The organism is Hoeflea sp. AS16 (assembly GCF_038900095.1).
Taxonomy (GTDB): Bacteria; Pseudomonadota; Alphaproteobacteria; order Rhizobiales; family Rhizobiaceae; genus Hoeflea.
In genome coordinates this window covers 1-25,562 of the sequence record NZ_JBBMQQ010000001.1, presented here as the reverse complement: position 1 = coordinate 25,562, position 25,562 = coordinate 1, and the positions used below count along the sequence as shown (strand labels likewise).

Sequence of the window (25,562 nt, the reverse complement as noted above, 5' to 3'; positions counted from 1 at the left end):
TTCCGCCGCTCCCTGTTGGAACTCTGTAGAGCCGGTTTGGCCCGTTGTGACCGCTTTATTGCATTGCGAGAATGAATGCAGCCTGAATGGTTCATTTTCAGCGGTCACCCCCATCCGCATCGGAGCCTTCTTCCATCGAATCCGGCCTTTCCTTGGGAGTGGTCTTTTTCCGCGAGCGCTTGGGCGCGGGCGGGCTGCCTGCGCTGACCTCGCCGGTCACTGGCGTTCCCGATGATCCGCTGCTGCCGCTCGCAAGTTTCTCCGCAAGCACTGTCACGGCCTCTGCGTCATCGCCAAGCTTGATGTTGAGATCACGCTGCGGGAACGGAATTTCGATGCCCTCGGCTTTCAGCCGTTCGAAAATGCGCAAGCTCAGTTCCGTCCGCACGCCAACCCCTGTCAGCACATCGGCAACGTGACATTTCAGCACGAAATCCAGCGAGGAATCGCCGAATCCAGAGAAGTGAACCACCGGTTCGGGATTGCCCAGCACCATGTCATGGCCCTGGGCCACCTCGATCAGGATCTCGATAAGCCTGCGCGGATCGGCATCGTAACTCACCCCTATGGGCAGATCCATGCGGCCAAGCTTGTTGCGGTGGGTCCAGTTGCCGACCGGCGCATTGATCAGTTCGGAATTGGGAACAATGATCGACTGGCGGTTGAAGGTTTCAATCTCGGTGGCGCGCACGGAGATCTTCTTCACGAATCCCTCGGTCGAGCTCGTCGAAACCCAGTCGCCAACCTTGAACGGTCGCTCGACCAGAAGAATGAGGCCAGAGACGAAATTGCTGACGATGTTCTGGAGACCAAATCCGATACCGAGCGACAGCGCGCCTGCGACCAGCGCCAGGCTCGAAAGGTCTATGCCGGCGGCGGAAATACCGATCAGGCCCGCGATTGCCACCCCAAGGTAGCCAACCCCGGTCTTGATCGAGTTGCGGACGCCCGTATCCATCCGGCCACGCGCCATCACGCTGCCGTCAAGCCAGCCCTGGAACCAGCGTGTTACCAAAAGCCCCAAAAGAAACAGCAGGATACCGAACAGGATTCCGACGATGGAAATGGTGATGCCGCCAATGCGGATCTCGGTCATGAACTGGTAGAACCACAGCTCGATATCCTGGACCTGAAAGCCCCACAGCAGCAGGATCAGCGGCACTCCAACGAGCAGCACAGCCAGGCTGATCAGCAGTCCGGCACCCAGCCCGGTTTGATCGAGAGCCACATGCCCGAGCTTGAAACGGTCCTCGACACGTCTCCCGATTGCGGTTTGCGCAAAGGCGCCGGGTTCGGAAATCGCCCTGCCTGAGAGATAGCCGATATACATCGTCGTCAGGATCGCACCGGTGACCACGATCTGGGTCGCGGCGAAACGGGCAAACCCGACATAGCCGAGAGCAGTGGCGGCCATGAGGCCGATACCGGCCATCGAAAGCGTAATCGAAATAAAGCGTGGCCATGGCTGCCCCGGATCTGCGGGGTCACCGGAAACCGCGACCATGGGTTTGCCAAGCGCCATCGCGATCAGGATAAGCGCGATCAGGAACACCGATATCATGCCCTTGAAAACGGCCAGAACCACGGGAGATCCCAGCGACTGGCTGATCTGGTCCCCGACAAAGTCCAGACCGTTGACGATCACCATCGCCACCACGAGAAGATAGAGGATACGTGCACCGCCGTTGGAGACGTTGACCAGGCGCCAGGCAGACATGCTCGGCGAGAGCACGCCGCGCGCCAGCTTGCCGACAAAGAAGATCGCCACAAGCGTCATCAGCACGCTGGCGATAACCGGAGCGACATCGGCACGAAGGATCGAGAAACTCTGCCCCAGCACATAGACAATTCCCGCCAGCGCGGTCATCGCCACGGTCGGGATAACGGTTGACCAGAACGCCACCGACAACCGGCTCGTATAGGGCGGATCCTCGACCTCCGGATCGCGGTCGATCAGCCCGCCGAACAGCCGGTAGGCACCCGGCACGAACACCAGCGCCGCCAGCAGCGAGAAGAACACCCAGCCCAGCAGTGCCTGCGACTTGAAGGCCCAGACGAATTTCACCCACGACCCGTAGGTGCGAACCGCATCATCCGATTCATCATCCATTTCACTTACGGCCTGCGCAAACATCTCCGGACCGATCTCGGTCCTCTTGAACAGGGTCGTGGAAAAAAGTTCGCGCCGCGCTTCTGCAATCCGGTCACTGAGCTGGCTTGCCTTCACCGACACGGCCTCGGCGCGCCCGGTCAGGGCGTTGATCTGCGCCCGTTCTGCGGCCAGACGGGCGCGTTCGGCGACCACCGTATCGGGTTCGGCAGGTTCCCCCTCCGCCGGCGGCGCACCGAGCTGGTCGATCCGCGCCCTGATTTCCGTCAGCCTGGGCCGCAACGACACACCGATGTCGAGCATGCTGCGCGCCAGCGCCTCCACTTCCAGCTTGAGATCCACCAGCGAGCTGTCATTGCCGGTGTTTTCCTCAACCTGCGAGGTCAATCGCTTGATACTGGCTTCGGCAGCTGTCAGTTCCTCTTCAGCCGCGACAATCGCGGGAGACACAACCGGTTCCGCCGGTGCCGCCTGGCTCGGCGTTGCCACAGGCGCTGCGGATGTCTGTGAGGGCGCGGCCTGATTGCCGGTCGCCGGCGCTTCCGACTGCGTTACTTCCGCAGGTGCTGCGGTTTGCGCATTGGCAAACCCTGCCGGCAAAGCCAGCATGAGGCACGCTACGAATGCCGCAATCAACCAGTCAAATCGCATGAAAACCTGCCCATTTCCGCCATCACCTTATCATCCTTAGCAGGCTGCCGGTGCTTCGCAAACGCTATCGGCGTCAGCACTGCTTTTGCCAGATGCTTGCAGGAAACGGATGGTCTGTGGTGTCAGATCTCAGAATCCGGCACCGGGTTGGGCAAGATAGGCCTTCTCGTCCGGCGTCGACGACCGGCCGAGAATGGGATTGCGGTGCGGAAACCGGCCATAGCGCTTGATGATTTCATGGTGCTGGTTGGCGTAATCGAGATAGTTCTCGTTGCCGAGCGCCTCGAACAGCGCCACGCAGCGCTCCTGTTCGGAAATGTCCTCGGCATGCTCGAACGGCATGTAGAAAAACGCCCTGCGGCTCTCGTCGACATAGTTGTCTGCACCCACAGCAAGGGCGGCCTTGGCTTCCTTCAGCGCCAGGCCATCGGTGGCAAAAGCCAGCGGCGAGCCCCGGTAGATGTTGCGCGGGAACTGATCGAACACGATGACCAGCGCCAGCCGCGCTTCCGGCGTTGCCCGCCATTCGTCGCCAATCTCCCGCGACAGCGCCAGATGCAGCCCGGAAAACCGCTCGGTGATGCGCCGGTCGAGATCCTCGTTCTTGACGAACCAGTCCTTTGGGGTCAGTTCGCCAAACCAGAAATCGAGTACGCTTTCAGGTGTTTCGGTCATCAGGATGTCCTGCTTCTGGCTGTGTTTCCGTCGGTTGAATCTGGTGTTTTCTGACGCAGCTTCAACCAGGTCGCCACTGATTTCCACCCCGGTGCCTGCTGCCACGGCCACAAATCGCAGTTTTCAGGCAGCGTCCGCTTCGCTCTCAAGCATCACCAGGCTGACGCCGTCCGTCACCTGCGCGCCCACGGTCACCAGCACTTCGGCCACCACGCCGTCCCGCGGCGCCGACAGCGTCATTTCCATTTTCATGGCTTCCATGATCACCAGCGGTTCACCGGACTTGACGTCCTGCCCCTTGGCCACAAGCACCTGCTTGATGATGCCGGGCATGGCCGAGATCACCTGATCTCCACCGGCGGCAAGATCATCGGTCCGCTTGCCCTGCGGTTTGCCGAAGCGATAGGTCAGCCCTTCAAAGAATATCGCGACTTCGGAGCTGCTGCTGACCAGGCGGCAGCGTTGCATCACGCCACCGGCGCTGAAGCTCCAGTCATTCCCCGTCCGGCCAACCGCATCCAGCTGCAAACCGCCGGGCGCCAGCCTTTCACCGGAAATCCGCCAGCTGGCAGCGCCTTGTCGTTCCACCTGGAAGGTTTTTTCCGTTCCGTGGATCTCAAGCCGTACCGAGCGTTTCGGAGCACCCCAGATTTCAAACGGCCCGATCTCCGTCACCGACACGGCAGGTCCATTGCGTGACGGCACCATGCCGGATCCGGCGAGCACCGCCAACGCCAGGATTGCATCGGGCGCTGCAGCCCGCTCGGTCAGGCTGTCAATGTTGCGGTCAATCAGCCCGGTGTCGAGCCGCGCGGCGGCAAAATCCGCATCCCGGCACAACCGCGCCAGGAAAGCCGTGTTGGTCACCGTGCCGGCAATCTCGGTACGGCCCAGCGCACCTGCCAGCTTGCCCAGTGCCTCCGCCCGGGTCTTGCCGTGCGCGATCACCTTGGCAATCATCGGATCATAGAACGGCGTGATTTCGTCGCCCGCGCGAACACCGGCATCGATCCGGATGTCGCCGCCGGGAAACGCCAGATGCATCAACCGTCCGACCGCAGGCAGGAAGCCCTTTTCCGCGTCCTCGGCGTATACTCGCGCTTCCACCGCATGGCCGTTGATCGACAGTTGATCCTGCCTGAGCGGCAAGACCTCGCCGTCCGCCACGCGGATCTGCCATTCGACCAGGTCAAGCCCGGTGATCAGCTCGGTGACCGGATGTTCGACCTGCAGCCGCGTGTTCATTTCCATGAACCAGAACCGGTCCGCCTTGAGCCCTTCGCTGGCATCGACGATGAATTCCACCGTACCCGCGCCGGCATAATCGATCGCCTTGGCGGCCTGCACCGCAGCCTCGCCCATCGCCGCGCGCATGTCTTCGGGCATATCCGGTGCCGGCGCTTCCTCGATCACCTTCTGGTGCCGTCGCTGCGCCGAGCAGTCGCGCTCGAACAGATGCACCACATTGCCGTGCTTGTCGCCGAACACCTGGATCTCGATATGCCGTGGCGTGGCGACATATTTCTCCACCAGCACCCGGTCATCGCCGAACGAAGCCTTGGCCTCGCGCCGTGCTGAAGACAGCGCCGCGGGAAAATCCTCCTGCCGGTCAACCTTGCGCATGCCCTTGCCGCCGCCGCCGGCGCGCGCCTTGATCAGCACCGGAAAACCGATCTCGTTGGCCTTGCCTGCCAGCACCACCAGTTCCTGCGCCTCGCCGTGATAACCCGGCACCACCGGCACATTGGCCTTTTCCATCAGCGCTTTCGCTGCGTCCTTGAGCCCCATCGCCCGGATCGCCTTGGCCGACGGCCCGATGAAGATCAGCCCCGCCTTCTCGACGCGCTCGACGAATTCCGGGTTTTCCGACAGGAAACCGTAGCCGGGATGGATCGCGTCCGCGCCGGTGCGCTTGGCCGCTTCGAGGATGGCATCGACCTTGAGATAGCTCTCGCTCGCCTGCGCCGGGCCGATCAGAACCGCCTCGTCAGCCATCTCGACATGCAGCGCATGTGCGTCAGCTTCGGAATAGACAGCCACCGTGGCAATGCCCATTTTCCGCGCCGTGCGGATGATCCGGCAGGCAATCTCGCCCCGGTTGGCGATGAGGATTTTGGTGATCATGGTCTTTTCCATCACATCCTGAACACGCCGAATTTCGTGTCCTCCACCGGCGCATTGAGCGCCGTCGACAGGCTGAGCGCCAAAATCTCGCGTGATTTGAGCGGATTGATGATGCCGTCGTCCCACAGCCGCGCCGAGGCGTAGAGCGGGTGTGACTGGCGCTCGAACATCTCGATGGTCGGACGCTTGAACTCGGCCTCGTCTTCCGCCGACCAGGCACCGCCCTTGCGCTCGATGGCATCGCGCTTGACGGTCGCCAGCACACCGGCGGCCTGTTCGCCGCCCATCACCGAGATCCGGCTGTTCGGCCATGTCCACAGGAACCGTGGCGAATAGGCCCGGCCGCACATGCCGTAATTGCCCGCCCCGAACGAGCCGCCGACGATCATGGTGATCTTCGGCACCTGCGTCGTCGCCACTGCGGTGACCATCTTGGCGCCGTCCTTGGCGATACCGCCGGCCTCGTATTTCTGCCCGACCATGAAGCCGGTGATGTTCTGCAAGAACACCAGCGGGATCTTGCGCTGCGAGCACAGCTCGATGAAATGCGCGGCCTTCACCGCACTCTCGGAAAACAGCACGCCATTGTTGGCGACGATGCCGACCGGCATTCCCATCACATGGGCAAAACCGCAGACGATCGTGGTGCCGTAGCGCGCCTTGAACTCGTCAAACCGCGAGCCGTCGACAACACGCGCAATCACTTCACGGATGTCATAGGGCTGGCGCGTGTCGGCCGGAATGATGCCGGCGATCTCCGCCGGATCGTAAAGCGGATCTTCCGGTGTCAGAACATCCATGCCGGCAAGCCCTGCCCCGCCGCGATCATTGAGGTTGGCCACCGCCTGCCGCGCCAGTTCCAGCGCATGGGCGTCGTTGTCGGCCAGGTGATCAGCCACGCCCGAAAGCCGCGTGTGCACATCGCCACCGCCAAGATCCTCGGCGCTGACCACCTCGCCGGTCGCCGCCTTGACCAGCGGGGGGCCAGCCAGAAAGATCGTGCCCTGATCTCGCACGATGATGGTCTCGTCGCTCATCGCCGGCACATAGGCGCCGCCGGCCGTGCAGGATCCCATCACCACGGCGATTTGCGAGATCCCCCTGGCGCTCATGTTTGCCTGGTTGAAGAAGATCCGGCCGAAATGATCCCGGTCGGGAAACACCTCGTCCTGGTTGGGCAGGTTGGCGCCGCCCGAATCCACCAGATAGACACAAGGAAGATTGTTCTCGAGCGCAATTTCCTGGGCTCTGAGATGCTTCTTCACCGTCAGCGGATAATAGGTGCCGCCCTTCACCGTGGCGTCGTTGCACACCACCATCACGTCGCGGCCCTTGACCCGGCCAACGCCCGCGATCAACCCGGCGCTGGCGATGTCGCCGCCGTAAAGATCATGCGCGGCAAACCGGCCGACCTCGAGAAACGGCGAATCCGCATCAAGCAACGTCGCCACCCGCTCGCGCGGCAGCAGCTTGCCGCGACCGACATGGCGCTCGCGCGAGGCTTCCGGTCCACCCTGCCCGTGCAGCTCCGCAACCGCCGCCGTCTCGGCGATCTGCGCCTGCATCCGCGCGGCGTTGTCCTTGAAGGCTTGCGAGCCGGTGGAAATCTTGGACTGGATGATACTCACGCCGTCTCCGCCATCATTTCGCGCCCGATCAGCATGCGGCGCACTTCGGAGGTGCCTGCGCCGATCTCGTAGAGCTTGGCGTCGCGTAAGAGCCGGCCTGTCGGATAGTCGTTGATATAACCATTGCCGCCCAGCGTCTGGATGGATTCCAGCGCCAGTTGCGTCGCCTTCTCCGCCGCATAGAGAATGCAGCCGGCCGCGTCCTTGCGGGTGGTTTCGCCGCGGTCGGCAGCCTGCGCCACCGCGTAGACATAGGCCCGGCAGGCGTTCATCGTCGTGTACATGTCCGCCAGCTTGCCCTGCATCAGCTGGAAATTGCCGATCGGCTCGCCGAACTGCTTGCGCTCGTGGCAATAGGGCACCACCACATCCATCGCCGCCGCCATGATGCCGAGCGGACCACCGGCCAGCACCAGCCGCTCGTAGTCCAGCCCCGACATCAGGATCCTGACGCCCTGGCCTTCCTCGCCGAGCACATTTTCGAACGGCACTTCGCAATCCTCGAACACCAGTTCGCAGGTGTTGGAGCCACGCATGCCCAGCTTGTCGAGTTTCTGCGCGGTCGAGAAACCGGCCATGCCCTTTTCGATCAGGAAGGCGGTGATGCCGCGTGATTTGGCTTCCGGATCGGTCTTGGCATAGACCACCAGCGTGTTGGCGTCCGGCCCGTTGGTGATCCACATCTTGTTGCCGTTGAGCACATAGCGGTCGTTGCGTTTTTCGGCCCGCAGCTTCATCGACACCACGTCAGACCCGGAGCCCGGTTCGCTCATCGCCAGTGCGCCGACATTCTCGCCCGAGCACAGCTTGGGCAGGTATTTCTGCTTTTGCGCGTCCGTGCCCCAGCGGTTGATCTGGTTGACGCAAAGGTTGGAATGCGCGCCGTAGGACAGGCCAATCGAGGCCGAGGCGCGGCTGATCTCTTCCATCGCCACCACATGGGCGAGATAGCTCATGCCGGTGCCGCCAAAATCGGGATTGGCGGTCATGCCGAGCAGGCCGAGCGCCCCCATCTCCTGCCAAAGATGCATGGGAAACTGGTTCTCTTTGTCCGTCTGGTCGGCTACCGGCGCGATACGCTCGCTGGCAAAGCGGGAGACCATGTCCCTGAGCGCGTCGATATCTTCGCCCAGTCCGAAATTCATGCTTGCCGTGAACATTTCAGTCTTCCTTCTTCTGTCCCACCAGCCGCGCCACCAGACGAACATAGATCGCCTCGATTTCATCGAGCGACAAGCGCCCGTTGTCGCGGTACCAGGTGGTCATGCCGTTGAGCATGGCGATGATCGCCATGGTGGTGACCTGCGGGTCGATGATATCGAATGAACCGTCGCCTGCCCCACGCTCCAGAATGGCGCGCGGGAAGCTTTCATATTTGCGCCGCAGCGCTTCGATGGCGCTGAAATTCTCGCCCTCGAGACTGCGCAGCTCCATGTAGGAGATGAACACCTCACGCGACTTGGCCAAGTGGTAGCGGATGTGAAACCGGACAAAAAGCTCAAGCGCCTCAGGCGGGGCAAGCCCGGGCTGCTCCGCCTCTTCCCACGACTTCAGAAGCGTTTCCATGTGAACATGGAGCAGGTCGTTGAGCAAATCCTGCTTGGTCGGGAAATGATTGTAGATGGCCCCGGCCTGCACCCCGGTTTCCGCCGCGATCGCCCGCATCGAAACCGCGGCGTAGCCGGAACGCGCAAACAGCTCGAGCGCCGCATTGCGCAGCTTCTCTGCTGTTTCCGCCCCGTTTGATCCCGCCCGTCGCGCCATGGCTCACACAATTAAATGAACGTTCGTTTATTTTATCGTCTTCCGGATGTTTCCGCAAGCCCCCGATGACATCCTCTGCGAAAGCGGCCACCCCGCCGCCGCGGCCAGGGGTGGTCGTCCGCGCTCAGGCCAGCCAGCGCTTGCGCCGCTTGTAGTGCTTGACGTTCTTGAACGAGCGGCGGCCCTCGCCGCCGACGCCAAGATAGAATTCCTTGACGTCCTCGTTCTCGCGCAGGTCCTTGGCGACCCCGTCCATGACGATGCGTCCGGATTCGAGAATGTAGCCATAGGTCGCGTAGCGCAGCGCGATATTGGTGTTCTGCTCGGCCAGCAGAAAGGACACGCCCTGCTGGTCGTTGAGCTTCTTGATGATCTCGAAGATTTCTTCCTGCAGCTGCGGCGCCAGCCCCATCGACGGCTCGTCGAGCAGGATCATCTTCGGACGGCTCATCAGCGCCCGGCCGATCGCCGTCATCTGCTGCTCGCCGCCGGATGTGTAGCCAGCCTGGCTGGTCCGGCGTTCCCTCAGTCGCGGGAAATAGTCATAGACCATCTCGATGTCGCGCTTGATCGCCGCGTTTCCGTCACGCCGCGTGAATGCACCGGTGAGCAGGTTTTCCTCGACCGTCAGGTGCCCGAAGCAATGCCGGCCTTCCATCACCTGGATACAGCCGCGGCGCACAAGCTCATTGGCCGTTTGCGCCTCGACCCGCTGGCCTTCAAACTCGATCGATCCCTTCGTCACCTCGCCGCGCTCGGAGCGCAGCAGGTTGGAAATCGCCTTAAGTGTCGTGGATTTGCCGGCGCCGTTGGCACCAAGCAGGGCCACGATTCCGCCTTCCGGCACCACCAGCGACACACCCTTGAGCACAAGGATCACGTGATCATAGATCACTTCGATATTGTTCACGGCCAGGATATTGGGCTGTGCGGTCGCATCGGTTGATACGGAAGTGGACATCGTCATGGACCCTCTCCGGTCAGGAATTAGTGGCAGAGGCGGTTGCCCGCCGCGCGCGACAACCATGTCCCGCGCGGCGGTTGTTCGTCAGAGCATTACTGAGCGCAAGCTTCAGTCCGCTCAGGCCATGGCGCGTTGCTCGCGGCATATTCTTCTGCGGCCTTCTTCAGCAGTGGCTTGACCATCTCGACGTCCGGGGAGAACCACTCGCCGGACTTCTTCCAGTCCTTGCCGTCCCATTCGACCACATAGACCTTGTGGTGACCGGAATGGTCTTCGCAAGACAGCTTCATCGGCAGTGCGAAGCCTTCCATGCCCATTTCCTTGAGGCGTTCCTCGGTGATGTCGAGGTTTTCAAGACCGGCGCGCATGTCGACCGCATCAATCACGGTCTTGCCCGTCATTTCCTGCGCCTTGCGGATACCTTCGACAATCAGCATCGAGTTGTAGACACCGCGGTTGTAGAGGTTGTCGGCAAATTTCGCCGGATCGACTTCGCTCTTGCCCGCATCGACAACATACTTCTTGATATCCTGGATCGCGCCATAGTCGGATCCGACACCGTGGAAGTTGAGGGTGCGGTAACCCTTGGCAGCTTCGCCGCCAGCAGCCGCATCGTCATTGCCGCCGGACCACCACACACCGTAGAACTTGTCCATCGGATAGCGGATCTTGGTGGCTTCCTTCACGGCTGTCGGGCTCATTGCGCCCCAGCCCCACATGATCATGTAGTCGGGCCGGTCGCGGCGGATATTGAGCCACTGCGACGACTGGTTCTGCATTTCCTTGCCGGCAACCGGGTACTGCAACAGCTCGAAGCCCATGTCGCTGGACATCTGCTCAAGCAACGGAATGGCTTCGCGGCCATAACCGGCATCAAGGAAGATGTAACCGATCTTCTTGCCCTTGAGGTTTTCCGCACCGCCTTCACGACGGGCGATATCGGTGACGATCGCAGATGCGCCGTCCCAGTATGTGTCCGGCGGGTTGAACACCCACGGGAAGGTGTTGCCTTCGGCCGCAGCCGAAAGACCATAGGCCATTGACAGAACCGGGATCTTGTCGACCGAAGCCTTCGGGATCACCTGCAGCGTAATGCCGGTCGAATAGGGGCTGATGACCAGGGCGCCGTCACCCTTGACCTGCTCGTAGCATTCCACACCCTTCTGGGTGTCATAGCCTGTTTCGCATTCGGTAATCCGGATCTTGACACCGTTGATGCCACCGTCACGCTCGTTGAGCATGGTCAGGTAGTCGTGCATGCCATTGGCAATCGGGATGCCCGAGCCGGCATAGGGGCCGGTGCGGTAGCTGAACAGCGGCACATGCAGCTCGTCGGCGGCAAAGGCCGGCAGCGCTGCGCCCGCCATGGTGCCGGCCAAAACGGTTCCGGCAATCAGACATTTCAGTCGCATTGTATTCCTCCCATTAGGCGCGATTTCCGCGCCAGTCCGGGGACCCCATTCCTCCCGACATGTCTGGTCCGGACGGGTCCCATGCCCGGACAATGTCGTTTATGGAACCTCCCCGGACTGTCTCCTCAGACACGCCGGGAAGCACCAGTTGGTCAGCCGTAAGGGAACGGCCAGACGCGCAGTTTCTCCTTGCCGAGCGACCAGAGCCTTGCCAGCCCGTGCGGTTCGACAATGAGAAAAAAGATGATCAAAGCGCCCACGATCATGGTCGCGATGTGAAACACGGTCTCGGCGCCGATGCCGATGCCGATTGCGGGCAATCCGGCGCGCAACACGATCGGCAAGCCCCAGATGAAGGCAGCCCCGAAGAACGAGCCGACAAGACTTCCAAGCCCGCCCAGAATGACCATGAACAGGATCTGGAATGACAGGGTGATGGAAAACGCCGACGGCTCGGCAGCACCGAGATAGAAGAAGATGAACATCGCCCCTGCGACGCCGCACAGATAGGACGACACGGCAAAGGCCGAGAGCTTGGCCGTCAACGGCCGCACGCCCATCAGTTCGGCCGCGATGTCCATGTCGCGGATCATCATCCACTGCCGGCCGATGCGGCCGCGCACGATGTTCTTCACCGCAAGCGTCACCACCACGACGATGCCCAGAACGATGAAATACTGGGTCATCGGTGAAGCCGACGGGCCGGTCAGGATGATATCTCCGAAGCCGCGCCGCTCCGGCACTTCGATCGCGCCCGATGCGTTGTAGTTGTAGAGCCACGGAATACGGATGAAGCACCATTCGAGAAAGAACTGCGCCGCAAGCGTCGTCACAGCGAGGTACAACCCCTTGATCCTGAGCGAAGGCAGACCGAAGAGCACGCCGATGCCTGCGGAGAACAGCCCCGAAAGCAGCACCAGAATAATGATGTTGGTCTCTGGAAAGATCGACGTCAGCTTGTAGCAGCTATAGGCGCCCACACCCATGAAGGCGCCTGTACCCAGCGACAACTGCCCGGCATAACCGGTCAGGATGTTCAGACCGATCGCGGCCAGCGCCAGGATCAGGAATGGCGTCATGATGGCGTTGAGAAAGAAGTCGCTCGCCACAAACGGAATCACCAGCGCGATCAAGCCGATGATGGCCATTCCGATCCGGTCTTCCCTGATCGGAAAGATCGCCTGGTCGGCAATGTAACTGGTCTTGTACTGGCCAGATTCGCGGTACAGCATTACTCGTCTCCCCAGACATTCCCGCTCGACGGCAGCACGTGAGAGTGTGGGCCGGTCAGACGAAACCGATGCCCGGTCGGCGCTTCCATGATCACCGAATGATCAACCACGCTGACCTTGCGGCCACCGAGTTGTTCGATGCGGTGTATTTCGGCGGTAAGATCGTCGGTCTCGATGTCGAAATGGATGCGCGCCTCATCGTGAACCGCCTCGATCACCAGCGACACCCCCTTGTCCGCGGCCAGGATGGTGGCCCGGTGGCCGTCATCATCGACATGCGAGGGCTGTCCCAGCAGTTGCGACCAGAACCCGGCCGCCTGCTCGATATGATCGGTGTGACAGTCGACGACGATGGCTGAAAGTCTGCTCTTGTGCATCGCTTACACCCTTTCGATAATTCGTTCGCCAAACAGGCCCTGTGGCCTGAACAGCAGGAAGATCAGCGCGATCATGTAGGCAAGCCAGCTTTCGATACCGCCGCCCACCAGCGGGCCCCAGTAGATTTCACCTACCTTTTCACCGATACCGATGATCAGCCCGCCAACGATGGCGCCCGGGATCGACGTGAAGCCGCCAAGGATCAGCACCGGCAGGGCCTTGAAGGCGATGATCTCGAGCGCGAAGGACACGTCGGAGCGCGCGCCCCACATGATCCCCGTGGTCAGCGCCACGATACCGGCGGCAAACCAGACGATGGCCCAGATCTGGTTGAGCGAAATGCCCACCGACAAGGCCGCCTGGTGGTCGTCGGCCACCGCGCGCAGCGCCCGGCCGATCCGGGTCTTGTTGAAGAACAGCGCCAGCGCGCCCACCATGATCAGCGCAATCACCGCCGCCGCGATATCGATATGCTGCAGGATCAGCAGCCCGCCATCGCCGATCTCGAACGCTGTCGATCCGGTTGGAAGGCCCAGTTCCTCGGTAATCATCTGCTTGGGTTCGCCGCCAAAGACAAACTCGCCGAAGCCGACCAGGAAATAGGTCAGGCCGATGGTCGACATCAGCAGGATGATATCCGGCTGGTTGACCAGCGGCCGCATCACGAACCGCTCCACCGCCAGTGCAAGGATTCCCATCACGCCGATGGTCAGGATCAGCGCCAGGTAGGCCGGAACACCCTTCTCGTGCAGGCCGACCAGCGTCAGCCCGGCAAACACCACCATGATCCCCTGCGCGAAGTTGAACACGCCCGAAGCCTTGAAGATCAGCACGAAGCCAAGTGCGATCAGGGCGTAGAGAACACCCGCGACAAAGCCTTCCCACAGCACCTGCAGGAAGAAGTCGGGCAGCTCCACCATCTGCACGAACGGGTCGACAAGAATTGAATAGAGAAAGTCCATCAGTGCGACACTCCCAGATAGGCGTCGATGACGTCCTGGTTGTTCTTCACTTCCTCCGGCGGTCCGTCGCCGATCTTGCGCCCGTAATCAAGCACCACCACCCGGTCGGAAATATCCATCACCACGCCCATGTCATGCTCGATCAGCGCGATGGTCGTGCCCATCTGGTTGTTCACATCCAGAATGAACCGGCTCATGTCCTCTTTTTCCTCAAGGTTCATGCCCGCCATCGGCTCATCGAGCAGCAACAGGTCCGGCTCCATGGCCAGCGCCCGGCCCAGTTCGACCCGCTTCTGCAGACCGTAGGGCAGCTTGCCCACCGGGGTCTTGCGGATATGCTGGATCTCGAGGAAATCGATGATCTCCTCGACCTTGAGCCGGTGCTCGATTTCCTCGTTGCGCGCCGGCCCGACATTGAGCACCTGCCAGAAGAAGTTCTTGTGCATCTTCAGCGTCCGCCCCGACATGATGTTGTCGAGCGTCGACATGCCCTTGAACAGCGCCACGTTCTGGAACGTCCGGGCAATGCCCGAGGCGGCAGCTTCATAGGGCTGCATCCGCGACCGGGCCTGGCCGCGAAACGTGATCACGCCTTCCTGCGGATGATAAAAGCCGTTGATGACATTCAGCATCGAAGTCTTGCCGGCGCCGTTCGGGCCGATGATGGCGCGGATTTCGCCCTTGCGGATATCGAAGGAAATGTCGGAAATCGCCTTCACGCCGCCAAACGACAGCGACACGTTTTCCACCTTCAGCATCACGTCGCCGGGATCGAGACCGTCATCCTCGGCGTGAAGCTCGACATGTTGGACCCGTGCGTTCATTCGGCTGCCTCCGGCATTGCGTTCGACACCGGGTGCACTTCCGCGTCCGCCACCTTCACCGTGGCGCGGATCACACCCTTGCGGCCATCCTCGAATGTCATTTCGGTTTCAATGTACTGCTCTGCCGCCCCGTTATAGAGCGCTTCGATCAGCGGGCCGTAGCGTTCCGCCAGGAAGCTGCGCCGCACCTTCTGGGTCCGGGTCAGCTCTCCGTCGTCGGCATCGAGCTCCTTGTGCAGCACCAGGAAACGCTTGATCTGCGCGCCTGCCATCATCGGCTCGGCAGCAAGATCGCGGTTCACCTGGTTGATGTGATTGGTCATCATCTCGTAGACCTGAGGCAGCCCCGCCAGTTCCTGGTAGGACCCGTAGGAGATGTTGTTGCGTTCGGCCCAGTTGCCGACCGCCGTCAGGTCGATGTTGAGAAACACCGCGACAAAATCCCGTCCGTCACCGAAGGCCACAGCCTCCTTGATGTTGGGGAAAAACTTGAGCTTGTTCTCGATGTATTTCGGTGCATAGAGCGCACCGGTTGTCAGCTTGCCGACATCCTTGGCCCGGTCGATGATCTTGAGGTGCCCCTGGGCATCGAAGATGCCGGCGTCACCGGTCATCACCCAGCCATCCGGTGTCATCGCTTCCCTGGTCTTCTCCTCGTCGCCGTAATAGCCGGCGAACATGCCCGGAGACTTGAACTGGACCTCGCCGTTTTCAGCGATGCGGATCTCAACGTCCGGAGCCGCGGGTCCCACCGTGTCGGGGCGCACTTCGCCATCCTTCTGGGCGGTAACATAGAGGAAAGCTTCGGTCTGGCCGTAGAGTTGCTTGAGATTGATCCCCAGCGAACGGAAGAACGAGAACAGGTCCGGCCCGATCGCCTCACCGGCGGTATAGGCCGTGCGGATCCGGGTGAAGCCGAGCACGTTGCGCAGCGGCCCGTAGATCAGCTTGTCGCCGATCCAGTAGGAAATCCGGCCCGAAAGCGGCACCGGCCGGCCTTCCAGGATTTTCTCGCCATAGGCCTTGGCGACACTGAGATAGTGATCGAACAGCCATTTCTTCCACGAGCTGGCGTCTTCCATCCGGATCATCACGCTGGTCAGCAATCCCTCGAACACCCGTGGCGGAGCAAAGTAGAAGGTTGGCCCGATCTCGCGCAGGTTCTGCGCAACCGTGTCCGGGCTTTCCGGACAGCTCATGCACAACCCGACCGCATAGCCTTGTGCGTAATTGAGATAATGATCGCCGACCCAGGCCAGCGGCAGGTAGGCAAGCACCTCGTCCTGCTCTGTCATGTTATCGAACTTGGCGGTGTCTTCCGCAGCCTTCACCGACGCCGCGGCGGTCAGCATCACGCCCTTCGAACGGCCGGTGGTGCCGGACGTGTACAGGATCGCCGAAATCTCGCTGCCATCGGATGCCCAGATCCCGGCCTCCCAGTCGGAAATCGCCGAAGGATTGGCGGCTGCCAGTTCGCGGCCCTTCTCCTGCACATCGGCAAAGTCATGCAGGTGGTCCCGCTCGTAGTCGCGCAGGCCCCGCGGCTCGTCGAAGATGATGTCGGTCAACTGCGGAATGTCGGAACTGACCGACTGGATCTTGTCGACCTGCTCCTGATCCTGGACGACGGCGAACCGGACACCCGCGTGATGCAGCACATAGGCCATTTCTTCGGCAACGGAGTCCGCGTAGACAGGCACCGGGATGGCCTTGAGCGACTGCGCCGCGCAGAACGCCCAGTAAAGCCGCGGCCGGTTGGAACCGACAATCGCGATGCGGTCGCCCTCGACCAGCCCCATGGCCTTCAGGCCAAGTGCGAAATCGCGAATCTCGTCACGCTGCTCGGACCAGGTCCAAGTCTGCCATATACCGTAGTCCTTGATGCGCATCGCAGGTCGCGCTGAAAAACGCTTTGCGTTCAGCAGCAAATACTGCGGAAACGTAACCGGCTTGCCGCCGGCGGTCACGCCTGTGGCTTCCATTCCTCCACTCTCCTCCCTGTCCGGACGGCTTGCCGCCTTGTCCGGGCGCATGGCTCTCACCCCATGCAATTGGCCGTTCCCAGTGGCCACATTCGCACCGGACAAGGCCGGTGGTATTTGCTTGGGGACCGGCCGCCCTCCTCTGGCCGCCTGATCCCGAAGCGCTCATCAATTAAATGAACGCTCGTTTACCTTATTCGCCTTTGCCGCCGTTGCAAGTACTACTTTCGCCTGTATTCATGCTTTTGCCCTGATCGTTTCCAACCGGTCGACCAGGCTGGTCACGCCGAAACGGATAGGATCGGTGGCAGGCACGCCGTATTCCGCCTCCAGCCCCGCAAGCAGCGACTTGGCCTCGGCTTCTCCGAGTTTCTGCGTGTTGACCGCAATTCCCGTGCATGTGATGTCCGGATTGGTCAGCCGGCCGCAGGCAATGTTCATGTCGATCACTTCGCGGATGCTCGGCAGGGCGTGCTTGACACCGCGCATTGTCGTGCGGGTCGGCTCGTGGCAGACCACGAAGGCATCGGCTTGCGCCCCGTGCAGCAGCCCGAGCGACACCCCGGCGAAGCTCGGATGAAACAGAGACCCCTGCCCTTCAACCAGGTCCCAATGATCAGGCTCTGCCGCCGGCGCGATCCATTCCACCGCTCCGGAAATGAAATCCGCAGCCACGGCATCAATCGCCGCACCGCGGCCGGAAATGAAAACACCGGTCTGCCCGGTGGCGCGGAAATCCGCCTTCATTCCGCGTTCCCGCATTTCGCGTTCCAGGGCAAGCGCCGTGTACTTCTTGCCCACCGAACAGTCGGTGCCGACCGTAAGGCACCGCAGGCCGGGGCGTTTCGTCCCCTTGCCGGTATCAAACCGCTGGTCCGAAAACCGCACGTCATGCAGCTTTGCGCCGCTGCGTGCTGCCGCTTGTGCAATCTCGGGGATGGAGGCCAGCCGCGTGTGCAGCCCGGTCGCCACATTCAGACCGGCATCAAGCGCTGCGACAATCGAAGCGATCCAGTGCTGGGGAAGCACGCCGCCGGCATTGACCGCGCCGACCACCATGGTTTTCACGCCCTGCGCTGCCGCCTCCTCGATCGAAAGATCGGGAATATTCGCATCCGCCTGGCAACCTTCGAGGCGCAGCTGGCCGATGCACCACTCGGGACGCCAGTCGACGATTCCCAGGCCGGTCTTCGCCGCAAGCGCGTCAGGCACATCACCAAGAAAAATCAGATAGGGCGGATCGATGACCATCACATACTCCGGACGTTTGGATTGGTTTCAGGCCCCCACTGTCCTGCGCCAGTGTGTAACCGTCAAGATGGCAATTGCCTCTTCACAGGTTTAACCGCAGCCCGCACCGCTCACTGGGTGCGGGGAAGGATGAAGGCATCGTAGCAGGGAGTGAGCGTGATCCGCTCATGCCCTGTCAGAGCCGATGCATAATGCTCCAGCAGAACGTTCCTGGCATGGTGCACCGGACAGGTCGGCACCAGCACCAGATCGGTCCGGGCCACCGCATCGCGCGTTTTCGGATCGAGCTCGGGAACAGCCCTGTTCGGATCGGCGCCGATGGATACAAATTCGGCCCCCTTCCTTCTCAGAATATACGGAAACGGATTGGCGAAATCGAGACTGAAGACACTCTCGAACCGGCGCTTGCTTCTCAGTTCCAGCGACTTGACCGCCTCCGCTGCCTCCTGCATCTCTTGCAGCAGCAGATACTGGTAGTCCGGGTCCGAGAACAGCAGGAAAGACGGCAGGATGCCTTGCGCGGCAATGTCCTCGAAGGTCTCGCGGCGATCGATGTAGATCTGGCGGATGCGCTCTGCCCGCGTGACGAAAACATCCTTGGCCGACACCCGCCCGAGCGGACCCAGGTCAGGCGCATCAAGCTGAATGTATCCCGGCGCCACGGCGATAGCCCGCGCCGCCTTGTGCAGCACCGTGCTGACATTGGGCAGCACGGTAAAGCCGATCAGCACCACGATCACCGTTTTGTAGCGCCCATACTCCGTCTTCAGTTTGAGCAAGATCGCCAGCAGCGCCGGCCAGACAAGCAGGAAGGCTTGGCTACCTGTGTTCTGCGTCTCGTAGAACAGCCCGCAAACCAGCAACAGCCCGACCCAGAACCAGTCTGCATCGATCAGCCGGGCGATTGCGCTTCCGCTGGTCCGGGCCCTCGCACCGGCGTTGCCGCTAAGGGTTGCAATAAGCAAAACGATTGCCAGCAGGCCACCGGCCCCGAACACGTTGAAATGCAGCGACGCCGCGGTCAGGAACCGCGGCAGCAGTGCCCCGGTGTTCTGCGACGCCAGCACGATGATGTCCTGCACGTAAGGCACCACCATCCCCGTCGTCAGCTCCGCGATACCGGTGACACCGACACAGACCAGTGCCGTGGTGATCGCGGTCCCGAGCCGGATGCGCCCGAGCACCAGACCGAACAGCAGGACCGGGCCGGCGGCCAGGAACGCAGTGATCTTGCAGAAGGCCAGCGCCAGAACCAGCACACTCAGCAGCACCGTCTGTATCACCGGCCCGCGCACGAACAGCACGGTTGCGGCGACGAGATACATCAGCTGCGCCCCGTGCCTGTTGTAGATCCCGAACGCATCGGTCCCCGGATAGGGATAGAAATCCACCACATTGTAGGGCAGCGCTGTAAACAGCATCCACGGCACCAGCAGCCAGAAAGCGGCACGCCCGCCACTGCGCGAGGCAACATCCCACAGGATCAGCGCCATCACAGGCACCGTCACCGGCAGCCAGATCCACTGCGTCAGCAAGACCGGCTGCGCCTGCGGAAACAAGAAGTTGGAGAAAGCCGCCAGGAAATACTCAAGCGGGCCGACCGGCGCAAAGAAATCGACCGCCGGCCATTGGCCTTGTGCAATCCGGCCGATCGCATCGTAATAAACCAGAACATCCCAGTACATCGGCCCGATCGGCAGCACCAGCGGCAGCGTCTGCAGGATGACCAGCACAAGCGCGAAGGCGACCAGAACCGGATAGAGCCAGGTCAGCGCACGGCGTCCGCGCGTTTCGTCACCGTCGGTCAGATCCATGCTCATTCTGTGTCCCGCCCTGATTCTGTTTGCGGCGATACTCGACGCAATCACGCAGTAAGGTCAATCGCCGGACTGATGCAACCTTAGGGCAAGCTCCCGGACGCTAAGCCCCCGACCGCCCGAAAGCCGGCAACGGCAGGATCCGGTGCGGGGTTTAAAACCCTTCGCCCTCTTCCTGGATCACCTTCAGGCTGCCGTTCTCGATGCGGTGCACGATCATCCGCCGCTCGATCCTGCCATCCGGCCGGAACCGGAACAGTCCGGTGGCGGCGCGGAAGCCCTGGCTCGAAGTCAGGTTTTCGACCGTGATCGCATCCGGCCCGCCCGAGCGCACCAGCCCCGCGGCGATGGCAATCGAATCATAGCCGATCGCGGCATCGTAGCTCGGGCTGCGGCCATATTTGGCCTTGAACCTTTCGGCAATCACGTCAACGTCGGAGGTTGAAGGAATCGCCACCATCAGCCCCTGCGCCGATGGCCGCTTGTAGATGTCTTCGGGTATCAGCGAGGTAGCGATCGCCGTGGCAATGGACTGCCCGAACTCGCCCGCCGCCAGGATGTCGATCACTTCGCCAATCGCCCTGCCGCCGCCCAGCAGCACGATCGTGTTGGCCTTGGAGAAAACCACCTGTCCCTTGGCAAACGCGGCGCGCAGATTGATGCCGCTTGCCGGATAGGGCACGAAGCCGACGGTGTTGCCGCCCTTGAGCTTTATGCCTTCGCGCAGACGCAACAGGTTTTCCGCGGGAAAGCCTGCCTCGTGCACCACCACGATGTTCTTCTGCTTGGCCGCAACCGCGACGCCGACGCCCTCGAGCGCGCTGTCGATGGCATCGCCATAGAGCGGCCAGATATGCGTGCCCCCGGCGGAGTTGTTCGGCACCAGCGCCAGAATCGGTGGCCGCGGAAGGCTGGTGCCGGAAATGATCTGGGTGACTTCCTTGTTCGTCGCCGGCCCGATGATCAGCTTGGCTCCGGCAGCGGCTGCCGCCTTCACCTTGCTCACCGCCTGCCCGGAGGTCGAGCTCCCCGCCTGGAAATCGATCCTGAGCTGCCCGGCGCCAAGGTCGTCCAGCGCCAGCTTGGCGCCGTCGGCAATATCGGCGGCCTTCTTCCGCAGCGCCGCATCCGTCGGCAGCAGCATGGTGACCAGCACCTGCCCGTTGCCATAGGTCGAACTGCTCAACGCCGGAACATTCGATTTCGAAGCCTGCAAGCCGTCGCCCAGGCTTGAAGCCTGGCATCCGGCAAGACCGGCACAGGCCATCAGGGCCAGCGCGCGAACCGCCCCCTTCAGCCAGCCCCGTCCGGCATTTTCCGCCCTGTCAGACACATCGTTAGTCACAGCAACACCCCGAACACTCGTTTCCCCGAAACAACCTGTACCACAGCACTACAGCGCCACATCAATCATGACGTGACGCTGTAGCATTTTGAAATCCGCTGCGTAAGCCCGGCCCAGATCCGCTCCGGATCAGGGCCGGCTTATGCCGGATCAGATGGTCACGATCGTGTTCGTGTCATCATCAACCAGGATCTTGAGCGCATCGGTGCCCAGCGGTGTCGAGAATTCGGCAATTGCCACAAAAGCTCCACCGCCATCGGCGTCCACTCCCAGGATCGTCCTGGTCCCATTCAGCTGGACATATCCGGCGCCGTCGCTCGGGACGGTCTCGTCGCCAAGCAGGGCCGAGAGATCCACCACATCGCCTTCGGCGATATCGTAGTCGGCGATCAGATCCTGAATGCCGCCGCTCAGTGCGTCTGCATCGAAGACGAAGGTATCCGCCCCCTCTCCGCCAGTCAGGGTATCGTGACCGGCGCCACCATTGAGGATGTCGTCACCGAGCCCGCCAAACAGGCTGTCGTCGCCGGAGCCACCGAACATGAAGTCATCATTGTCCGAACCATTGATGACGAGTTCCGCCTGGGACGCTGAACCGTCGAAGGTGCCTTGCAACGGATCCATGTTGATGGTGGTCACGCCCCCGGTTGTCGGGTCGGTCGCATTCTCGACATCGGTTACCGATGCATTCTCGATCAGCACGCCGTCGATCAGCACATTCGGACCGTCGTTGTCCTTGCCGGGTTCTCCGATACGGAAGCCCGTGCTGGTGCCGTCGATGCTGCCACCGCGGAACTCGATCGCGCCGTTGAACGAGCCCGGGTTGCCACTGTAGGAACCATCATCGCGGATTTTCACGCCGATTGCTGCTCCGAAGTCGCCGGTCACCCCCGCACCGTTGGAATGGCCCGAGTTTGTGATGACCGTATCGACGAAGCTGACAGCCTCGTAGGTTTCGTACTTCAGGTTGATATCGATCGCCTGACCGAACTCGCCATGGTTATTGGCCGACGGATCCGAGACCCGGCCAAAGTTTCCGACACCGTCGAACGAATTGCCTGTCAGGACAGCATGCGACAGTTGCTCGAAGTACATTCCCTTTTCCGAAAGATCGGAGAAGGAATTGTTGTTCATCGTCACGCGCTCAAACGCACCGCTCTCGTTCGACGCGGCATAGATGTTCATGCCGTAAAGGCCGTTGGTGAAGGTGTTGCCGTTGATGGTGACATTGGTCACATCCGACCCCGTTCCCTTGCGGATACCGCCGACATTGTCGGTGAACACGTTGTTGATGATCGAAACGCCAGTGGAAGACCCAAGGGCAACGCCGACCGAGTAGCCGGTGACCGTGAAGCCGTCCAGCGTCACATTGCTTGCGTTGATTGCGATGCCGTTGCCAGCCGAATAGCCTGTAGGATGGTTGGCCTCGAGGAACTCGTCGAGCCCCGTTCCGGCCGGAACGTGCAGATCATCGAGAAGCGTTCCCTCGATCACGGCAGCACCAGGACCATCAGCTGACATCAGCGTCACCGCCTTGTCGATGACCAGGTTTTCATTGTAGGTGCCGGCCTTCACAAGAATGGTGTCGCCGTCCGATGCGTTTTCGATCGCTTCCTGGATCGACATGCCATCGGCCACGATGAAGGTTGAACCGCTGGCGAGCGGTGTGCCCAGATCAGCATCAACGGATACCGGATCGTGCGGACCGGTGATCACCGAGTCGGTGTTCGCACCGCCACCCTGAAGGGTGATTGCGAAGGCAACAGCATCCGCCTCGCTTCCGAAGAAGAAGGTGAAGTCCTCGCCACGGCCATCGCTGCCATCCCGGTGCGCTTCATTCTGGACGGCATAGACACCGCCAGGGAAGATCGCGCTGAAGTCGATGTTCTCGACCGAGGTGACACCTTCTTCATCAGCATAGACGCCGATTTCCTCACCATGGGTGTAGCTGCCCTTGAAGGCCACATCGCCGGTGCCAGGCTCGTAGTCGCGGCCTGCCGAATAGAGGCCGATTGAACCCCAGTTGTTTCCGGTCGTGGTGATGTCGGTCAATTCGATGCCGGTCGAGTCCGTCAGCGCGATACCGACGCCCGCGGTACCCACGCCGTCAGCCGTCACATTGGTCAGGCTTGAATCGTCGACACCGTTCAGATCGATCTCCGAACGCCCCGCACCCTGAACCGTTACATTTTCCAGCTGGAAGCCGGTGAGATTGTCCGCCTCAACGCCCGAACCCGGATCGACCTTGACGCCGTAATACGTGGTCGCCGAGGCGTCCAGCGTCAGGTCGCTGATGTGAACATCGTCACCCGTGACGTGAATGCCGTAGTTCGCGCTTGCAGTCTTGATCGTCACATCGCCTTCACCCGCACCGATGATCGTCAGCGAGTGTGCAATGTTCAGCTGTCCTGCAAGCGTGTACTCGCCGGCCGCAATCCGTACCGTGTCGCCACTTGCCGAAGCGGCAATCGCGGCCTCGATGGTGGCATAGCTGTCAACAACAACACCTCCACTGATCAACTGGACCGGATCGATGGCGACATCGCTGCCTGTTTCGAAGCCGGCATTCTCCACGCTTGCCGTGACCGTCGTTTCGGCTCCGGTGGTCTTGTGCGTGAAGGTAACGGTCCCATCCGGATTGTATGTCACCGTATAGTCATTGGTGTCGCCGGAGAGTTCGACCCGGTCGTTACCCGTGCCACCGTTGAAGGTGTCGTTGCCGGATCCAGCATAGAACACATCATCGCCATCGCCGCCGTTGAACACGACACGGTGGCCGCTGCTGATGCCCGACGCATCCACCACATCCGCATCCGCACCGCCATTGATGGTGATGGTCGACGGATCGAGGTCGGTTCCGGCAAAGTCACCGGAGATGACGAAGTTGTCGGTACCGCCAAGCCCGTTGATGTCGATATCGTCGATGTTGTCGAGTTCGGAGATGACAACCGAAGGATTGCCGCCTTCCGCTCTCGACACGACGATTTCCGTGTTCGGAGCAAGGGATTCAGCCGCTCCACCGAGACGGGCATTATAGTCCGCCACAGTCTCGACATAGAAGGTTTCATCCGCAGCCGAACCGTTCGCGACGAACGTGTCGGTGTTTGATGCCAGACCACCGGTCACCACGTCACGGCCATCGCCTGCATTCCAAATGATGGTGTCATCGCCGGAACCACCGGTGATGATGTCGTCACCAAGGCCACCGGAAAGGATGTCGTTGCCGGTGCTGCCGTCGATATTGTCGGCGCCGGCAGACCCGACGATGGTATCAGCACCGTGACCACCAAAGATCCGCTCGATGCCGGTCAGGGTCGTATTGGTGAAATCAAGATCGTCGTCACCAGTGCTGCCATGAATTTCAACGCCGGAGAACCCGTTGGCATTGATCTCCTCGACCGTATTGGCCCCGTTGAAGGTTCCTGCGATCCCGATATTGACGTTGTCTTCTACCGCCAGAACCTGGTCAGTGCCGTTGCCGCCATTGAAGATATCAACGCCACCTCCGGTTCCAACCAGGAAGGTGTCATCACCTTCCCCGCCAAACATGTCATCCGTGGCTCCCTTGCCGACGAAAATGTCATTTCCATCGGATCCGGTAAGGGTGTTGTGCCCGGCTTTGCCAAACACCAGGTAATTGTCGCCCGTCGGCACGCCGCCGGCATGAGACTCGACATCAAGATCGATGTGGTTGCTTGCTGCAGCACTTGCAGCAAGGACCGTATCGAACGGCAGGAACACCTCGCCGACGGCAATACCCTTCTCGATGGTCTCGAAGTCTTCGGCCGTGAAGTTGAAGCCACCGGCGTTCACGGTCGTTGTGCTGCCTGCAATCAAATCATCAATCGCTGTGATCAATGCATCGTTGGCCGCCTGATCAAGCGTCAGCGCGATCCGCAGGGTGTCGGCACCATTGCCGCCCCTATAGGTGTCCTGACCGCCCGTTGCCTTCGATACCGTGATGACGTCGTCTCCACCGGAGCCGTCGATATCAAGGATTTCAACATTGTCCAGTTCACTGACAACCGAATAGGTGGCTCCGCCATCCGTCGAGCGGGAGACAACATATTCCGTATCTGCGTTGAGCGCTTCGGCCGAGCTGCCAAGACGTGCCTGGTAGGCAGCCGCCGTCTCGACATGGATGAGCTCGGCGCCATCCGACCTGGCACCAATGAACGTGTCGGTGCCGGCGCCGCCATTGAAGACGACCTTGTGGTCGCTGCTCAGTTCGGTTGCATCAACCACATCCGCAGCCGCACCACCATCGATGGTGATGGTCGACGGGTCCAGATCGGTTCCGGCAAAATCACCCGAGATGATGATGTTGTCGGTGCCGCCCATGCCGTTGATGTCGATATCGTCGATATTGTCGAGCTCGGAGATGACAACCGAAGGATTGCCGCCTTCCGCTCTCGACACGACGATTTCCGTGTTCGGAGCAAG

General features: G+C 61.2%; 17 protein-coding genes. All 17 read right to left on the bottom strand.

The window, feature by feature from the left end; translation table 11 throughout:
• Positions 1-97: 97 nt before the first annotated feature.
• A complete protein-coding gene (locus tag WNY80_RS00085; protein ID WP_342885302.1) occupies positions 98-2,761 on the bottom strand; it encodes a mechanosensitive ion channel family protein in 2,664 nt (887 codons plus the stop codon).
• Between the two features lie 129 nt (positions 2,762-2,890).
• Positions 2,891-3,436 (bottom strand): DUF924 family protein, encoded by a 546-nt coding sequence (locus WNY80_RS00080; protein ID WP_342885301.1) that lies wholly within the window; start codon positions 3,434-3,436, stop codon positions 2,891-2,893.
• A gap of 123 nt (positions 3,437-3,559) precedes the next feature.
• Positions 3,560-5,560 (bottom strand): acetyl/propionyl/methylcrotonyl-CoA carboxylase subunit alpha, encoded by a 2,001-nt coding sequence (locus tag WNY80_RS00075; RefSeq protein ID WP_342885300.1) that lies wholly within the window; start codon positions 5,558-5,560, stop codon positions 3,560-3,562.
• Between the two features lie 11 nt (positions 5,561-5,571).
• Entirely contained in the window at positions 5,572-7,188 is a 1,617-nt protein-coding gene (locus tag WNY80_RS00070; protein WP_342885299.1) for a carboxyl transferase domain-containing protein, read from the bottom strand.
• Positions 7,185-8,348: an isovaleryl-CoA dehydrogenase gene (locus tag WNY80_RS00065; protein ID WP_342885298.1), complete on the bottom strand. Its 1,164-nt coding sequence runs from the start codon at positions 8,346-8,348 to the stop codon at positions 7,185-7,187. The genes WNY80_RS00070 and WNY80_RS00065 overlap by 4 nt, the downstream gene beginning before the upstream one ends.
• Before the next feature lies 1 nt (position 8,349).
• Positions 8,350-8,952 carry a TetR/AcrR family transcriptional regulator gene (locus tag WNY80_RS00060; RefSeq protein WP_342885297.1) on the bottom strand — a complete coding sequence of 201 codons (603 nt, stop codon included), beginning with the start codon at positions 8,950-8,952 and terminating at the stop codon, positions 8,350-8,352.
• Positions 8,953-9,076: 124 nt separating this feature from the next.
• Positions 9,077-9,913, bottom strand: a complete 837-nt coding sequence (locus WNY80_RS00055; protein ID WP_342886270.1) for an ABC transporter ATP-binding protein — start codon at positions 9,911-9,913, stop codon at positions 9,077-9,079.
• 95 nt (positions 9,914-10,008) lie between these two features.
• A complete protein-coding gene (locus WNY80_RS00050; protein WP_342885296.1) occupies positions 10,009-11,328 on the bottom strand; it encodes an ABC transporter substrate-binding protein in 1,320 nt (439 codons plus the stop codon).
• Between the two features lie 152 nt (positions 11,329-11,480).
• Positions 11,481-12,560 carry a branched-chain amino acid ABC transporter permease gene (locus WNY80_RS00045; protein ID WP_342885295.1) on the bottom strand — a complete coding sequence of 360 codons (1,080 nt, stop codon included), beginning with the start codon at positions 12,558-12,560 and terminating at the stop codon, positions 11,481-11,483.
• The gene (locus WNY80_RS00040; RefSeq protein WP_342885294.1) at positions 12,560-12,937 is read right to left on the bottom strand and encodes a VOC family protein; all 378 of its coding nucleotides are present in this window, start codon (positions 12,935-12,937) and stop codon (positions 12,560-12,562) included. The genes WNY80_RS00045 and WNY80_RS00040 overlap by 1 nt, the downstream gene beginning before the upstream one ends.
• A 3-nt stretch (positions 12,938-12,940) precedes the next feature.
• The gene (locus tag WNY80_RS00035; RefSeq protein WP_342885293.1) at positions 12,941-13,900 is read right to left on the bottom strand and encodes a branched-chain amino acid ABC transporter permease; all 960 of its coding nucleotides are present in this window, start codon (positions 13,898-13,900) and stop codon (positions 12,941-12,943) included.
• Positions 13,900-14,724, bottom strand: coding sequence for an ABC transporter ATP-binding protein (locus WNY80_RS00030; RefSeq protein WP_342885292.1), 825 nt, complete (start codon positions 14,722-14,724; stop codon positions 13,900-13,902). Before WNY80_RS00030 ends, WNY80_RS00035 begins: the two co-directional genes overlap by 1 nt.
• Entirely contained in the window at positions 14,721-16,706 is a 1,986-nt protein-coding gene (locus WNY80_RS00025) for an AMP-binding protein (RefSeq protein ID WP_342885291.1), read from the bottom strand. The genes WNY80_RS00030 and WNY80_RS00025 overlap by 4 nt, the downstream gene beginning before the upstream one ends.
• A gap of 237 nt (positions 16,707-16,943) precedes the next feature.
• Positions 16,944-17,957, bottom strand: a complete 1,014-nt coding sequence (gene dgcN / locus WNY80_RS00020; protein WP_342885290.1) for an N-acetyltransferase DgcN — start codon at positions 17,955-17,957, stop codon at positions 16,944-16,946.
• 110 nt (positions 17,958-18,067) lie between these two features.
• On the bottom strand, positions 18,068-19,777 hold the full coding sequence (locus WNY80_RS00015; RefSeq protein ID WP_342885289.1) for a hypothetical protein: 1,710 nt from the start codon (positions 19,775-19,777) through the stop codon (positions 18,068-18,070).
• Positions 19,778-19,928: 151 nt separating this feature from the next.
• Positions 19,929-21,119, bottom strand: coding sequence for a hypothetical protein (locus tag WNY80_RS00010; RefSeq protein WP_342885288.1), 1,191 nt, complete (start codon positions 21,117-21,119; stop codon positions 19,929-19,931).
• Between the two features lie 150 nt (positions 21,120-21,269).
• Complete coding sequence (locus tag WNY80_RS00005) at positions 21,270-25,538, bottom strand: right-handed parallel beta-helix repeat-containing protein (RefSeq protein ID WP_342885287.1); 4,269 nt, start codon at positions 25,536-25,538, stop codon at positions 21,270-21,272.
• Between the last annotated feature and the right edge of the window lie 24 nt (positions 25,539-25,562).